Here is a 15,094-nt window from a genome sequence, read left to right as displayed (position 1 = left end):
GATATGTCCGATAAGCTACCCACACAGAGAATCGTCAAGCTCCTCCTGGTGCTGACCTTGCCTCTCTACATCCTCGACCAACTGTCAAAGTGGTGGGTGGTGATGAATTTCAAACTGCCATTCATCGTGGTGGATGGTGTCAAACTCGCTTATCACGAGGATACCCGGCCTGTGATTGACGGCTTTTTCAATCTCGTACGCCGACATAATCAAGGGGTGGCATTCGGGATAGGAAATGGCACCACCTGGGCACCCGTCGTATTTCTCTTTGTGCTGGTGATCGCCCTCGGCCTGATCGTGTTTTTCTGGAAACGGGGAGCGTTTGCCGGCCCGTCGCGCTGGTCGGCCCCGTTATTGATCGCCGGTATCCTCGGCAACCTGACCGATCGCCTGTTCCAGGGCTTCTGGCTGGAGCCCTACAAGGAGTCGGGATTCTGGGAGCGACTCGGCCAGGGGTACGTCGTGGATTTCCTCGACTTCAAATTACCCCTCTACGATAAGATCATGCCGTCGAGCGGCGGCCATTGGCCGGCCTTCAATGTGGCCGACAGCTGCATCACCATTGCCGCCGTCCTACTGTTTTTCACCGCTTTGCTTGAGATGAAAAAGGAGATGGCGGAGAAAAGGGCGCATAAAAGATCATCCAGGTAATGAATCGGGTGATCGGTCCTTGAGTCGCTGCTACAAAAAGTCTATCATCTCACCTGTGAGAGCACTGCGACTGTCAACGATCCGGGAACTTCGATCCCTGTTAGCCCGTCTAACTCATGTGGTGATTCTGGGGTGGTCACTCGGTCACGGAGGGATTGCTTTGGTAAACGCGCAGGGAACAGGGGAGGCAAGCCGTATCGACATCCCCCCGGCTCCGCAGAATCATATTCTCGACGATGCTGAGCTTTTCCGTGAGGACCCTGGGAAGTTGACGGAGCTGGAAGAGAGTCTGCGGCGGATGGAAAAAAGGCATGGTTATCCGGTATACCTGTCCATTTACTACAGTGTCTATGATGGCAATCTCCAGAAACGCGCGGATTCGCTCTACAAGTCGTGGATCGGTGACTCGGCCAGGGGCATGGTCATTGTCTACCAGCTTGACCCGGTGGTCTCGGGAAACAATCCGGCCATCGCCTACTACAGGGGTTCCGACCTGGACCCCGACTTGTCGAAGGAAAATGAGCCGCGGCTTATTTCAGGGCAGGAGGTGGATGCGATGCTGATCAGGGTGTTTGGCTCGGTCGAGCCGAAGGGCAACGATCACATTGCGTTTGTCAGTAATCTGATCAAAGGTATCGAGGGTGAAATCAACCATTATCATGAAGTCCAGCCGGCAAGCTGGTCGGACAAGGATAATCTCAGGTTGATGACTATTTTCCTGAGTATCATCGTAGCGCTGACCTTGATGGGTATGCTTCTTTGGAAACTCTTCTCGCGCGCAGATGCCAAGTCGAACAAAACGCATTATTTCCCGGAGGTCAGGGTTGGGCGTCGTCTCGATGCCCCCTTCGGTGGCGGCTGGGTCAGCGAGAAGACTTTTGTTCCCGCCTCATCGCGGAGGTGATCTTGCGGCCCCGGTTCGGCAGGAAGGCCGATACACCATAGACAATGGGATAGGCGAGGATGCTGAGGATGATGCCCATGGCCAGGAATCCTACGGTGAAGCTCGCCACATTCAGGGTGACACCAAACACGGTTTTTTCCACCTCCATGATGTGTAATACCGGGTTGTCACTCTTGGACCGAATCCAGTCGCCCAGCCGTTCCTGGGCAAGCCATATGGGGGCCTGGGTAAAGGGATTGGTCACCCAGCAGACAGCCATGGCGATGGGGATGTTGGCCTTGGCCCGGACACTGGCCAGCGCTGCGAGGAGCATCTGGAAGGGAATCGGCAACATCGCGCAGAAAAGGCCGATGGACAAGGCCCCCGCGACGGAATCCCGGCACGGATGCCAGAGGTCGCGCTCAAAGAGCGGCTTGGTGAGAGCGACGAGCCATGGCCGTTTGCGGATATGAGGGTGCCTGAGGTAGCGATATGCTCTCCGGACCATTCTTAGATATCTGCGTTTCATGTGGGTGTGCTAAGCTCTTTCGGGAGCGGGGGGGTAATCTGGAGGTGATGCAGGACCGGATGAGGAAAAACCCGCAGCTGTGTGCAGGCTGGGACAACATAATACAATACGAAAAAACCCGCCACTGAATTTCATCAGGGCGGGTTTGAAATAGGAAGTTGATGTCAGCGAAATTACCACTGCTGCGTGCGCACGTGGTAGTAGCTCTCAGCACCCAGAGTAGGGGGGAACTCGGAAAGTCCGTCGTGTGGGTTCATCTCGATACGGTGATCCTCACCACACTTCTCGTAAGGGGGTTTGAATGTGCCGTGGTAGGTCGGGCAATGGAAGGTTACCAGCTCGTAGAAGCCATAACCAAGACGCTTGAAGGCACGGCGACCACCGTCGACGGCACCGTAGGACCAACCGGCCTTACGACCGTATTGGTCGGTCTTGCGGAAAATTTGCTCAGGAACTTCAACGATACCGTAGAGAATGTTGCTGATGGCACGGCCAAGCTTACGGGTGGATGTGTAAGTGGAGCCTGGGGGCGCTTGAATGTCTGCCATGACACCGGTGGCGGTGAAGGCAAGTGCTGCTGCGATCGTAAGTGCTTTTTTCATCGTGCAATCATATTGAATGCCAATCCCCGGGCTGGCAATGGAAAAATGGATTTTTTCAACGATTTGTCGGATGCCCTGTAGGCGCGCTGTTTTTGACATTTCACTCCACGGTGATGTCATCAATGTACATCCCGCCTTTCTCGGTGGTCGTGAGGCGGATTGTGTTGGCGCCTCGTCGCACCGGGATATTGACAGTGACCGTTTGCCAATCCTCCCCCCAGTTCTTCGTGTTCGGCAGCATCAGTTTTTCCCGGACAGTTTGTCCATTCACGCTTATTTCTATTTCCCGACCAGGGCGTCCGGTGGCTTTTCCGCTGTAGCGAATGGTTAGATCGGCCCGGCCGGCATCGCCGTCATTTTCCTGGTACCATTCGATGTAAGCGCCTTTCTTATTACCAAAATCAACAAAGCCCTTACCGTGATAGTTTGCTCCTTTGGCAATGACCTTGGCACCATGCAACCTGGCATCCTCTGCCTGGTCGCCTCCTTGTCCGGTCGCTTGCTGCCCTGAATTCCAGACAAACCCCACATCAGCCGCAAAGCGCTCTTCCAAAGACTGGGCGGGCTTGCCGTCAACCGTAACCAGGGCCTTGACCGTGGTGCCCAAGGGAACGGGGAATGCTTTGGTATATCGGGTGGACCGCACGGTCGGCTTGGAGCCATCGGTGGTGTAGAAAACACGGACTTCAGGATGAGCAAGAGCCCCTCGCAACCCGATGTATTGAGTGTCGATACTCACCATGTTAGAGGTGACTTGCTTTTTTTCACCCAGGATGCAGCTGGTAAGCAGGCTGATGTCTCCGGGTTCACCGGTTGACTCGACATAGGCGCGTGTCAGACCGTAAAATGCGATTCGGCTGTCGGCTCCGAAGTGTTTTTCAACGTCGACCGGACTACCATTGTCGAGAGCCCGGATTCGTCCTGGCCCGAGCACGAGAAAATGGCTGCGGTTTTCGCCGTAGGGATAAAACGCACCCTTTGCGTCCATGCTTGTCACGCGTACTTGCACGATGTCCTTACCTGAAGTTTTCAGCGGCTGGCCATCGATGGACAAGGCGATCCTGGACGGTGAACCGGCAGTGCGGATGGTCTGCGCGGCCACGGACCTGCCGTTGATGTATCCTACCGTTTTCAGTTCACCTGGTTGCCAGGGTAGCATCCACTGACACTGCATGGCATCCCATCTTGTTCCCGGCGATTTTTTTCCCAGTGACTTGCCATTGAAAAAAAGCTCAACCTGGTCGCAGTTGGAATAGACCCATACGGGGACCGGGGTTCCTTGCTTGAGGGTGGGGTGGGTCCAGTGTGGCAGGATGTGCACCATCGGTTTCGTTGTCCACTGGCTCTGATAGAGCCAGTAGAGGTCCTTTTCAAAATTGGCCAGATCGATGGCTCCACCCATGAAGGCCTTAAACGGCCAGCCTCCGTGCACATAACTGGCTTCGCCAAGGTAATCGTGGCCTGTCCAGCGGAAGGAACCGGCATAGTTGGGGATATCGCGCAGCAAGGCTATGTTTTGCCGTGAATTCAAACGTACGGTGGCATTGTCGTAGCTGGAATTGAAAATTTGTTTGCGGTTGGCGCGCGCGGAGTCCTCGATCCAGTCGTAAGTAAACACCTCGGTGTCGGTCAGGTCAGGGGTCTCGCTGACACCCTGCCGTTTATTGGGATAGCCATCACGATACCAGGTCTTGGTACGGTAGTAGCCGCGGACCTGCCACGTGTGGGTATTCTCGGTGCCGATGAATACGCGATCGGTTTTGAGCCGGTCAAACCAGCCCGCTTTTTCGCTGGCACCATTGACTCCATAAACATCCATGTATTCGGAGCTGGAGTGGCCCGATGTCACCGGACGTGTTGGATCGAGCTCGTGACAGCGTGCCACCAGGTCCTTGCCGATCTTGCCGTGGGTTTCATTACCCACACTGTAGATCACAATGCTGGGGTGGTTCCGGTCGCGGATGATCCAGTCTGTTAGGTCTCGTTGCCACCACTCGTTAAAGGAGTGGGCGCCGTAGTCGTGGGTTGCTTTCTTGCCCCAACCGTCAAAAATCTCATCCATCACCAGCATACCGACTTCGTCGCAGATCTCGTAAAAGACGGGCGTTTGCGGATTGTGGGCTGTCCGGATGGCATTGCAGCCCATCTTTTTTAACTGCTCAATACGAAAGCGCAGTATCTTATCCGGCACGGCAGCTCCCAATGCCCCGGCATCCTGGTGGTTGCATACTCCCTGGAGCTTGACGTTTCTTCCGTTCAGCCACATGCCGGATTTGGGTTTCCAATCGATATCGCGAATGCCGAATCGCGTGCTCTCCCAATCGACCGTATGACCAGCAACGTCAATTTTTGTCCTGAGCTGATAGAGGTGTGGCGTGTCCAGGTCCCATCGTAAGGGCGACTGGATCCTGAACTTGAAATTTGAGACTAGCTGTTTGCCGGCATTGACGGCGAGAGTTTTCCTATCGCTGGCAACGACCTTGCCGTCGGGTGAGACGATGGAGGTTTCCACCGCGACAGATTGTGGCTGGGCCAGGGTATTGCGAACCGGGACATCCACATCGATGTCCGGTCCCTTGGTGCGCACAAATATCCTATGGTGAGGAACGTGGACCTTGGGTTTTACCTCGATCCAGGTATGCGCATAGATGCCGCTGCCTGTGTACCAGCGTGCCGAGGGTTGTTTTTGGTTGTCGACCCGTACCGCGAAGGTGACCGTGTCCGAGTTGGCAACAAGGTCGCTGATGTCGTAGGCAAAGGAACTCCAGCCGTAGGGCCGCGTGCCGAGTTTTTTGCCATTGGCCCAGACCGTGCTGTTCATGTATATGCCGTCGAATGCTATTTCGACATACTTGCCTTTCCAATCCTGGGGCACCTGCACGGTTTTACGATACCAGCCAATGCCAGCCGGCAGATAGCCGCAGCCGGCATCCATCGGGTTGTCCTTTGCGTAATCCCCCTCGATGCTCCAGTCGTGTGGCACATCCAGGACGCGCCAGTTGGCATCGTTGAATTCCGTCTGTGCTGCACCCGGCAGATCCTTCAGGACGAATTTCCAGGCGTTGTCGAAACAGCTCCGTTCCGCCAACGCAGGAACGACTGATGCCAGCCAACTATGGGCGAGCAACAAAACCAGGACCTTTATATCCATGTGCGATGTCTTTCTATGAACGATTACTTGTATGCTGCTTTTCGGTTAGGAATGAACGGTGCTTCAACAAAGCCCCAACACATCGCTGCGCTGAGGCTTGTGAGAATGGCCTGGAGCTGTCTTGCGAGTGCGTTAGCTACTCATCGCTTGATCCTTCTTTCTCGCGGATACGGCGTTCGACCAGCTCTTTGGCGCGTTCGGCCTTATCGATCACCATGTCGTCCTTGTCCTCGGTAAAATACTCGAGTACGGGGATGGCCCACTCGTGTTTCTGGTTGGCCATACCGCGGATGATTTGAAGTTTTTCCCCCTGGGTTTTGGCGGTTCCGGCTAACGACTTCCAGAGTTCGCCCAGGTCTTCAGAATCGCGTTGGCGCTCGATGCGCAGGAATGAGTAGGCCGCATCAAATGCCGTTTTACGGATTTTATCGTTTTCGCACTCATCAATAAACTCAATGAGATTGTCAAACTGACCGTCGTCCGCCCAAATGGAGAGTGCGGCAATGGCGGCACTCTGGTAGGGTGCCTTGTCAGACTTCAGGGCTTCGGAGACGGCCTCCTGGGCCTTTTCGCCACCCGTGCATCCCAGGAGACGCAGCATGGTGAACTTGGCGTTGTCATTGACCGCCGATTGATAGGAGCCGTAGATGGCGGGTTCGAAGTCGGCTTTTTTATCGGACTCGGCAATAATGGCCTGGGCTGCACGTTCAGCGGCTCCGCGGATGCTGTGTGAGTCTGTGTCATTGATCAGTGAGAGGAAATCATCAATATAAACGTCAGCCTCCTTGCCGATGGCGGAATATCGCGCGGCGTTGATCGCCTCGGCTGCCGCCGTTTCCTCGGTGGTGTTTTTGGCGAATTCCAGCAGTGGTGCAATGTTGGCCACGTCTTTTCTGCGGCTCATCACCGTTTTAAAGATCTCGCTACGAATACTCTGCGGGCATTTGGCCTTGGTGACATGGTCAATGATGACGGTGTTGGCATCGTAGCCTCCCTTGGCAGTGGCGTAGGCGAGGGTTTTCAATAGGATGGGACGTTGTCTGTTGTCCGCCATGCTGGTGGCCCGGTTGAGTGTTCCCTTGAGTTCTTCCTCGGTGAGTTCAATACCTTCATGGAGCTTGCCTTCATCGTCGAGCGCCTTGGCCCTGACCATGACCTCGTTGATCAGCGCGGTTTCGCGGCGTTCGCCACTTAAGGCGACACCTACAATGATGGCGACAGCGATAACAAGGGCCAGCATGCCAATGATAGCGTACTTGGCACCCGTAGGCATGCCTTTCTTGGCACTCGCAGTCACCGGCACTACATTTGCGGGTGGTTGGTTCTCCGCAACGGTCGGACTTGCAACCACGGGTTGGGGTGCTGATCCTGTTAGGGAAGCCGGTGGGGTGGTTGCCGGGGCTGCTGGCTGCACCGGAGCCGCGGCCGACACCGACGGCTGAACCGGCGTCGGGGTAGGTTGGACCACAGTCGGGGTAGGTTGGGCCGGTGTTAACTGGACCGGTGTGACGGGCACCGCGGGTTGCGGAGTGATTGCGGGTTGTGCCACGGCAGGCTGTGCCGGGGTGGCAGGTTGGGCACTTTCCGTGATATTCTGTGATTTGGTGTGCGGGCTGAGATCGGCGTCCGGCGGGGAAATCGGCTGCGGGGCTGTTGCTGGTTTTGCCGGTGCGGGGGCGGGCTGTGCTGCCTGAAGCGAGATCGGCTGCGGTGTGGTGGGTGCCGTTGGTTGCACCGGTGCCACGACGGGTTGGGCTGGTTGCACCGGTGGCGCGGGCTGGGCAACGGGTGTTACTGGGGGGGCTGGTGTTGCTGGCGTTGCGGGTGTTACTGGTGGCTGGGCATCTCCTGTGGAGCCATCAGCCCCCGGGAAAATGAACTTGGGTTTGGCTGGGGTTGGGTCAGGGGTCTTGGGATCAGGTGCGGTCATGGTTATGGGTTGGGTTGATTGTTTATCAAGTATGAGAAATCGTTCGAGTGATTCACGGGCATCCTTGGGCCGGTCATCCATCCGGCGCTCGATGTGCCACATGATCCAGTCGCATCCCCACTGGGGGACATCCGGACGGAGTTCACCGATAGGTTTGACGTGGTGCTGGAGGTGACTGGCCATCACCTCGGCGGCGGTATCCCCGGTGAACGGGTACTCGCCGGTCAGCGCGTAGTAATAAAGGCAGCCCATGGCATACATATCCGTGCGCTTGTCCAGCGGTGTCCGCTCAAACTGCTCGGGGGCCATAAAGAAAATGGAACCAAAAACGGCGTCGCCGTGGTCGATGGTCTGCAGCGATGGCGTGGCCGAGAATTTGGCCAGTCCAAAGTCGACGATTTTGACTTGGAACTTACCCGAAGGAAGCCAGCAGACCATCACGTTGCTGGGTTTCAGGTCGCGGTGGACGAGGTTAAGATCCTGGGCGGCAATGAGCGCCTCCTGTGTCTGTAAGGCGACTTCACGCAGATCGTTCCAGGTCAGGGTGCCACGTTCAACCATTTCATCCAGCGTCCGTCCGTGGATCAGCTCCATGACAACATAGGGGCCATCGGCGTCGATGCCGGCATCGTAGACCGTCACAATATGGGGGTGCTGGACCGAGGACAGAGCGGTGGCTTCCTTGAGAAGGTGTTTGGTGGCCTCGCCCTGGTCTTCATAGCCACCTTCGGCGAGCACCCGCTTGATGGCAACTTCGCGGTTCAGCTGGGTGTCGAAAGCCTGGTAAACAGCTCCAACACCACCTTGTCCGATTTTGCCTCTTATTTCGTAGCGCTCTTCGCTCATAAATAATTCAAAAGAATTCGGGTGCTAGTTTCGGCAAAATCACCTTCGGTGCAATGATGAATTTCAGCAATCGATGGCAAAGGCGGGCAAAAAAGAGGAAGAAGCGTGAAATACGCGAAGTTTTCCCGCCATCCGCATTTTCCCCGCCCCTGTCATGCAGGGAGAAGTTTCTGTTGCGCACCGGTGGGGGCTGGGGGATAGTCGCGTGATGAGTGACAAAAAAGACAACGATATTCCGGATGCGGACGAGCTGCAGAAGATGCTCAAGGACATGTTCAGCAAGATGGGGATGAGTTCCGCGATGCCGTTTCCCGGATTTGCTCCCGAGCCCCAGGTGCCCGACGAGGAAGACGCGTTTGATGCGCCGATGGAAATGGATCAGGCCGATGCCATTTTTGATTTCAACTACAAACCACGCGACATCAAGGCGCATCTCGACCGCTTTGTCATCCGGCAGGACGAAGCGAAGAAGGCGCTCTCCATTGCCGTTTGTGACCACTACAACCACGCCAAGTACATGCGCGGCCTGGAGCAGGAGCATGGTAAAATCCCTGACGGCATCGAGTATCAAAAACAGAACGTGATCGTGGTCGGCCCCACAGGCGTGGGGAAGACGTATCTGGTGAAGCATATCGCCGAGATGATAGGTGTGCCGTTTGTCAAGGCGGACGCCACCAAGTTTTCGGAAACAGGGTACGTTGGCGGCGATGTTGATGATCTTGTCAGGGAATTGGTGCAGAAAGCGGATGGCGATATCGACCTTGCCGAGTTTGGCATCATCTACATCGATGAAGTGGACAAGCTCGCCAGCGGGGGAGGGAACACCATGGGGCGCGATGTCAGTGGCCGGGGGGTGCAGACTACCTTGCTCAAGCTGATGGAGGAAACGGAGGTGGCCGCTAGAAACCCGAACGATATGAAAAGCCAGATGATGGCGATGATGGATTTTCAGAGTGGACGCGACGCTGGAAAAGACACCATCAATACCCGCCACATCCTGTTTATTGTCAGCGGCGCATTTTCCGGACTCGAAAAGGTCGTCAGGAAACGCCTCCGGTCAGGCCAGATCGGCTTTGGTGCCGATGTGGCAGAACACCCGCTCGATGAAGAGCTGTTCGGCCAGGTCAATACCCAGGATTTCATCGATTTTGGTTTTGAAGCCGAATTCATTGGTCGGCTTCCGGTAAGGGTTGTCTGTGAGAAGTTGGAGGCCAAGGATTTTGTCAATATCATGAAAAATTCGGAAGGCAGCCTGCTGCGGCAATACGAGCGCGAGTTTGCGGCCTATGGGATACAGGCGAAATTCCATGATTCCGCGATACACAGAATTGCCGAACGTGCCGAAAGCGAGAATACCGGTGCCCGCGCCCTGATGACGGTGTGTGAGAGCCTACTGCGTGATTTTAAATTCGAGCTTCCGGGCACCGCAGTGAGTGAGTTGACCATCGATGCCGACCTCATCGATAAACGCAACGAGGTTCTTGCGAAGTACCGTGAACTCGGTAAACGGGTTGACGTTGCCAAAGCCCGTGAGGAAGCCGACCTCTACTGCCGGGAGTTCTATGAGAAACACGCGATCCGTATCAAGTTTACCGATGAGGCGGTGGCGTCCATAGGTGCAGAAGCCGCCGAGTATGCCCGTAGCGTGCTGCAAATCTGCCAGCAGCGTTTCAAAGACTACCAGTTTGGCCTGAAACTCATCCAGAAAAACACCGGTCAGGGTGAATTTGAACTCGGGACAGAGGCTGTGAAAGATGCAGACAAGTTCTTGAGTGAGTCCGTGGTTCAGTCTTATACTGATGCAGCAAACGCTAAAACACCCAAGAAGGAAGAGACCCTATCCGACTCTGGCACAGACCTGAAGCTGGACGTCGATTGACTCCGTTTCCTGTCGTCCGACTCCTTTGGTAAGCGTTCTGCAGCGCACCCATGACATCCCACAATCAGAACCACGCTTCCTCTGCCCGCACAATGACCCACCCGGTAGGGCGGGTGGATGGTCCCGTCTTGTTATACGGGGGGGTTGGCTTGGCTCTGGCTGTCGCGATGCAAGTGCTTGGACTATTTAAAAAGGGGGATGCCCGGCTCGAAAATGCATTGTTAGAACCTGTGTTTCACGGAGTGACCCCCGGTGTTTTATCGATGCCCGTGCTGGTGATGATAGCCGCGGTGTTTTGCTTTGGTATTGCCTTTGCCGTGCTCGATTCTGTGGGGGCATGGCGTCGGGTCGTCCTTGGTGTGACGGCTCTCGTGATTATCCTGGCGATGGTGCCTACCTTTGCGGTCTGGAAGATTTACTTTTCCCCGTTTTTACCGGCGGTGGCCCTGTTCTGGACCTGGTTCTGCACGATGATGTATGTCAATCACCATGTCATGCCGTGTGAGGTTTCAAGTTTTAAGTTTCAAACTCCAAATACCAAGGTTCGTGCTGCTTCGCAGCCTGTTGAGGAAAAGGTTGAGGTGAAACAGGATGAGGAAGAACAGGATGTTGACCCCGATGCGAAGTATAAACCGAAAGTGACGAAAAAACCGAAGGCTGCGCAACGGACAAAACACAAAAAACGGAACGGGAAAAACAAATAGATGGCTAGAGCGGATTACCCACAACCTGTTGTTGAACTGATTGCAGAATTAAAAAAGCTGCCAGGCATTGGCCCCCGCAGCGCCGAGCGGGTGGCTGTCTGGCTGTTGCAGCACCCCAAATCCAATTGCCACGAACTGGCGGCATCGATCGAACAGGCCAAGGAGCAGATAACCTCCTGTGACGTCTGCGGATTTTTCGCCACCGCAGACGGCTGTCCCGTCTGTGACGACCACCATCGCGATGCTCACGAACTCTGCGTGGTCGAACAAGCCACCGATGTTCTGCCCATGGAGCGCTCCGGTGCCTTCAAAGGATACTACCACTGCCTTGGCGGTAAACTGTCGCCTCTCGATAACGTCACTCCCGACGATCTCCGGATCACACCTTTGATCCGACGGGTCGATGCCAATCCGGGTATGGAGGTGATCCTTGCGCTCGGTGCCGATGTCGAAGGGGAAGCCACCTCTAACTACCTCGTTGAAGTCCTTAGCCGTCGAGATTGCTCGGTCTCCCGCATTGCCCAGGGGATCTCCGCCGGCGGTAGCCTCGACCACGCCGATGAACTCACCCTGATGCGCGCCATGCAGGGGAGGCGGGTGGTTGAATAAGGGTTGGGCGACAGGGCGGCAGGGCCACGTGCCATCGCTTAGCTGCCCACCGATACAACAAGATTGACCGCTGAGAGTATCCCGACAACCCACATGACGGGTGAGATTTTTTTAAGGTCCCCACTGAATACCGCAATGGCGATGTAGGAAATAAAACCGACGGTTAGCCCCATGGCGATACTGAAAGTCAGCGGCATCAAAAGCATGGTGAGAAAGGCCGGAACCGCTGTTTGTAGTTCGGTGAAATCAATTTCCCTGATGTTGCGGAACATAAACACCCCCACCATGATGAGGGCGGGTGCAGTCGCAAAGGCGGGTACCGCCCCGATCAGGGGAGAAAGAAACAAGGCTAACAGAAACAGGAAACCCGTCACCATCGAGGCCAGGCCCGTGCGGGCGCCATCGGCGATGCCTGATGCCGACTCGATGTAGGTTGTCGTGGTGCTGGTTCCCAACATCGATCCCACCACGGTTGCCACGGCGTCAGCTTCCAGGATTTTATCGATTTTGCGGATGCTGCCGTCTTCCTCCACATGCCCCGCCTCATACGAACAGGCGACGATGGTGCCTATCGAGTCGAACAAATCGACAAACATAAAGGAGAACACGGCACCGACAAGGCCCCATTGCAGGGCTCCCATGATATCCAGCTGAAATGCCACAGGGACCAGTGAGGGTGGGAGTGATGCCACACCTTCCGGCATCCTGGTTTCGCCGGAAATCACACCGAGGGCCGTGGCAAACGCGATACCTATCAAAATCGAGCCCTTGATCTTACGGATTTCCAGGATGGCGATCAGCACCAGAGCCCCAAGCCCGATGAGAACCGACGTGGTCAGTGGTCCGATCGCTACCAGGGTGGCGGGATTGTCCACAATCAACCCAAGGTTTTTCATCCCGATAAATGAAATAAACAGTCCGATCCCAGCCGCCGCCGCGATGCGCAGACTCAGGGGGATCGCATTCACCACCTTTTCCCGTATGCCGATGATGGTGAGTAAAAAGAACGCCACGCCCGAAACAAAGACCACGCCCAGGGCTGTTTGCCAGCTCACCCCCTGACCCATCACCAGGGTGTAGGTGAAAAACGCATTCAGCCCCATTCCAGGTGCCATCGCAAATGGTGCATTCGCCCACAGCCCCACTAACACCGTGCCAAAAAACGCCGCCAGACAGGTCGCCGTGATCACCGCCCCCCGGTCCATTCCCGCCTCACTCAGGATCATCGGGTTGACTAACAGGATGTAAGCCATGGTCAGAAACGTGGTGATGCCCCCGACCGTCTCGACCCGTAAGCTCGTCCCGTTTTCCCTGAGTTTGAAATAATCTGCGATCATGGCGTGAGGATGATTTAGCAAGGTATGACAGCCAATTCCAACCCCAATAAGCGGCCCCGGCAAGAAATCGCTCTTCATGAGTAGCGCGGGTTTGCAGCCCGCATCCGCCTATCGCGCGAAGCATCAAGCCTACCATGAAAAATCGGAGGCGATCAATAAGGAGGCAAAGCCTGTGGTTACGGCCTGAGGCGGGGCTTTTGTGGAGTGTTGAGGCTTGCCGTCGAGGCACCGCTGGGGCATGCTCGTTCCATGAACTCGGTCACTGACCGCTATATTCCCTGCAGTCCCGACTGGAAACAGAACCTATGACCGACCCGACAACAGATAAAGAGCAAGCACCGCTGAATGCCGCGCCTCCAGCGAAGCCCGGAATCGCATTTTTCAAATTCCTCCTGCTTCTTCTCATCAGCGTCGGGGTGAGCTGGGCGTCCGCGGCGAAACTAGGTATTGGCTGGGTGCCCGGCAGCATCATCGGTGCCTGCATCTTTGGTGTCGGATCCTTCGCCATGGTGAAACTCGCCGGCTCACCCCGCGAAATGGGTTTCACCTTCGGGTTGAAATTCCTCAGTGTCACGGCATACAAGATCCTCAATGTCACCCTCGTCCTATGGTTGGTCAACGACCTGGGATTCACCGAGCCAAGTGCTCTCAGCGTCATTGTCGCATGGGGGTTCTTTATGACGATCACCACCCTGGTGGTCGGCAGTATCACCGATGCCCTGGGGCTGCGGAGAACGCTTATCATCGGTGTGACACTCTGTGTCGTGACGCGGTTTGCCATGGTGCTCACCACCAACAAGCTCCTTGCCCTGGGCTTCGGCCTCTTTCCTTTGGCGGTCGGCGAGGCCTTCTGCACCCCCGTACTGGTGGCCGCGTTACGCAAATACGCAACCCCGCAACAGCGCTCCGTCGCCTTCTCATTATTCTACGCCATCATGAACTTCGGCTTCATGTTCGGCTACTTTGTCTTCGATGGAGTGCGCGGTGCCATGCTCGACCAGGGGCCGCTGGTCGTGCCATTCATCGATGGCGGGCTCAGCCCCTTCCGCGTCCTCCTGTTTGTTAGTCTCGGCGTGGATCTGCTGATGTTCCCGCTCATCCTGCTACTGCGCCCCAACGTGGAAATGACCGCGGACGGACTGGTGGAGGTTCCCGAAAAACACGAGTATCCCAACGCCGGATTCGTTGAAAAAATAGGGCTCACCGTGCGGGACGGAGCCAGGGACACTTGGGCAACCCTCACCAGCCTGGTTACCTCCGACGGCTTTTACCGATTGATTTGCTTTCTCCTGATCATTGGCCTGCTGAAGGTCGTTTTCAATGCCATGGACTACGTCCTGCCGCCGTTCACCGACCGCGAGATCGGCGAAGGTGCAAAAGTCGGCAGGCTCAACGCCGTCAACGGCATCCTCATCCTCATCCTCGCTCCGGCAGTCGGTATGATGACCCGCAATTACGCATCCTACTCGATGGTGATCCTCGGGGGCTTCATCACGGCGCTCTCCTTCGTCTTCATGGCCATGCCGACCTCCGCATTCCAGGGCGCGGCCGACGGTTGGCTCGGCGAGGCCATCGGCCACGGCTACCTCGAGATCACCGGCGCGGTGCATCCCTACTACATCATGATCTTCTTCTGGCAGGTGGTGTTTTCCATCGGCGAGGCCTTTTACTCGCCCCGCGTCTACGAGTATGCCGCATCCATCGCGCCCAAGGGGCAGGAGGCCACCTACTCATCGCTTTCGTACGTGCCTCTTCTGATCGGAAAACTCGTCACGGGCGCAGCCTTTGGCGGACTGCTCGCCAAGTACTGTCCCGAGGATGGCCCCCGCGATCCTGCCACCATGTGGCTGATCATCGGTATCCTCATCCTGGTAGCCCCGATCAGCCTTGTTGTCTTCAAGCGCTACATCCGGGTGAAGGAGGAGGGCCGGGATAATTAGGCGGGTGACAGCTCGGCCTTGGCCTGGGAATGG

11 protein-coding genes are annotated in these 15,094 nt (G+C 56.1%); 6 read left to right on the top strand and 5 right to left on the bottom strand.

The features are described from left to right. Positions 1-3 precede the first annotated feature (3 nt). On the top strand, positions 4-651 hold the full coding sequence (locus H7A51_07390) for a signal peptidase II (GenBank protein MCP5536046.1): 648 nt from the start codon (positions 4-6) through the stop codon (positions 649-651). Positions 652-706: 55 nt separating this feature from the next. Then, complete coding sequence (locus H7A51_07385) at positions 707-1,555, top strand: hypothetical protein (protein ID MCP5536045.1); 849 nt, start codon at positions 707-709, stop codon at positions 1,553-1,555. On the opposite strand, the gene H7A51_07380 is transcribed toward H7A51_07385, so the two are convergent. The 4 genes from H7A51_07380 to H7A51_07365 form a co-directional block, all read right to left on the bottom strand. Next, positions 1,515-2,063 (bottom strand): DUF2062 domain-containing protein, encoded by a 549-nt coding sequence (locus tag H7A51_07380; protein ID MCP5536044.1) that lies wholly within the window; start codon positions 2,061-2,063, stop codon positions 1,515-1,517. The genes H7A51_07385 and H7A51_07380 overlap by 41 nt on opposite strands. 173 nt (positions 2,064-2,236) lie before the next feature. Further along, a complete protein-coding gene (locus H7A51_07375) occupies positions 2,237-2,665 on the bottom strand; it encodes an exosortase system-associated protein, TIGR04073 family (protein MCP5536043.1) in 429 nt (142 codons plus the stop codon). A gap of 100 nt (positions 2,666-2,765) precedes the next feature. Further along, a complete protein-coding gene (locus H7A51_07370) occupies positions 2,766-5,816 on the bottom strand; it encodes a DUF4982 domain-containing protein (protein ID MCP5536042.1) in 3,051 nt (1,016 codons plus the stop codon). A 136-nt stretch (positions 5,817-5,952) separates the two neighbouring features. Then, positions 5,953-8,592 carry a protein kinase gene (locus H7A51_07365; GenBank protein ID MCP5536041.1) on the bottom strand — a complete coding sequence of 880 codons (2,640 nt, stop codon included), beginning with the start codon at positions 8,590-8,592 and terminating at the stop codon, positions 5,953-5,955. Between the two features lie 205 nt (positions 8,593-8,797). Between H7A51_07365 and H7A51_07360 the strand changes: the two genes are divergently transcribed. From H7A51_07360 to recR, 3 genes are all read left to right on the top strand, one after another. Continuing rightward, entirely contained in the window at positions 8,798-10,471 is a 1,674-nt protein-coding gene (locus tag H7A51_07360) for an AAA family ATPase (GenBank protein ID MCP5536040.1), read from the top strand. A 92-nt stretch (positions 10,472-10,563) separates the two neighbouring features. Continuing rightward, the gene (locus H7A51_07355) at positions 10,564-11,175 is read left to right on the top strand and encodes a YIP1 family protein (GenBank protein ID MCP5536039.1); all 612 of its coding nucleotides are present in this window, start codon (positions 10,564-10,566) and stop codon (positions 11,173-11,175) included. Beyond that, the gene (gene recR / locus H7A51_07350; protein ID MCP5536038.1) at positions 11,176-11,784 is read left to right on the top strand and encodes a recombination protein RecR; all 609 of its coding nucleotides are present in this window, start codon (positions 11,176-11,178) and stop codon (positions 11,782-11,784) included. A gap of 38 nt (positions 11,785-11,822) precedes the next feature. On the opposite strand, the gene H7A51_07345 is transcribed toward recR, so the two are convergent. Beyond that, positions 11,823-13,121, bottom strand: a complete 1,299-nt coding sequence (locus tag H7A51_07345) for an NCS2 family permease (protein MCP5536037.1) — start codon at positions 13,119-13,121, stop codon at positions 11,823-11,825. A 305-nt stretch (positions 13,122-13,426) separates the two neighbouring features. Between H7A51_07345 and H7A51_07340 the strand changes: the two genes are divergently transcribed. Then, positions 13,427-15,061: an MFS transporter gene (locus tag H7A51_07340; GenBank protein ID MCP5536036.1), complete on the top strand. Its 1,635-nt coding sequence runs from the start codon at positions 13,427-13,429 to the stop codon at positions 15,059-15,061. The last annotated feature ends 33 nt before the right edge of the window (positions 15,062-15,094 follow it).

The sequence above is a fragment of the Akkermansiaceae bacterium genome, from assembly GCA_024233115.1.
Taxonomy (GTDB): domain Bacteria; phylum Verrucomicrobiota; class Verrucomicrobiia; order Verrucomicrobiales; family Akkermansiaceae; genus Oceaniferula.
The sequence above is the reverse complement of the archived record's forward strand: the minus strand, read 5'-3'. Positions and strand labels throughout refer to the sequence as shown.

Coding starts and splice junctions, on each gene's coding strand:
- H7A51_07390 (MCP5536046.1), top strand. CDS start 4: ATGTCCGATAAGCTACCCACACAGAGAATCGTCAAGCTCCTCCTGGTG.
- H7A51_07380 (MCP5536044.1), bottom strand. CDS start 2,063: ATGAAACGCAGATATCTAAGAATGGTCCGGAGAGCATATCGCTACCTC.
- H7A51_07375 (MCP5536043.1), bottom strand. CDS start 2,665: ATGAAAAAAGCACTTACGATCGCAGCAGCACTTGCCTTCACCGCCACC.
- H7A51_07370 (MCP5536042.1), bottom strand. CDS start 5,816: ATGGATATAAAGGTCCTGGTTTTGTTGCTCGCCCATAGTTGGCTGGCA.
- H7A51_07365 (MCP5536041.1), bottom strand. CDS start 8,592: ATGAGCGAAGAGCGCTACGAAATAAGAGGCAAAATCGGACAAGGTGGT.
- H7A51_07355 (MCP5536039.1), top strand. CDS start 10,564: ATGACCCACCCGGTAGGGCGGGTGGATGGTCCCGTCTTGTTATACGGG.
- recR (MCP5536038.1), top strand. CDS start 11,176: ATGGCTAGAGCGGATTACCCACAACCTGTTGTTGAACTGATTGCAGAA.
- H7A51_07345 (MCP5536037.1), bottom strand. CDS start 13,121: ATGATCGCAGATTATTTCAAACTCAGGGAAAACGGGACGAGCTTACGG.
- H7A51_07340 (MCP5536036.1), top strand. CDS start 13,427: ATGACCGACCCGACAACAGATAAAGAGCAAGCACCGCTGAATGCCGCG.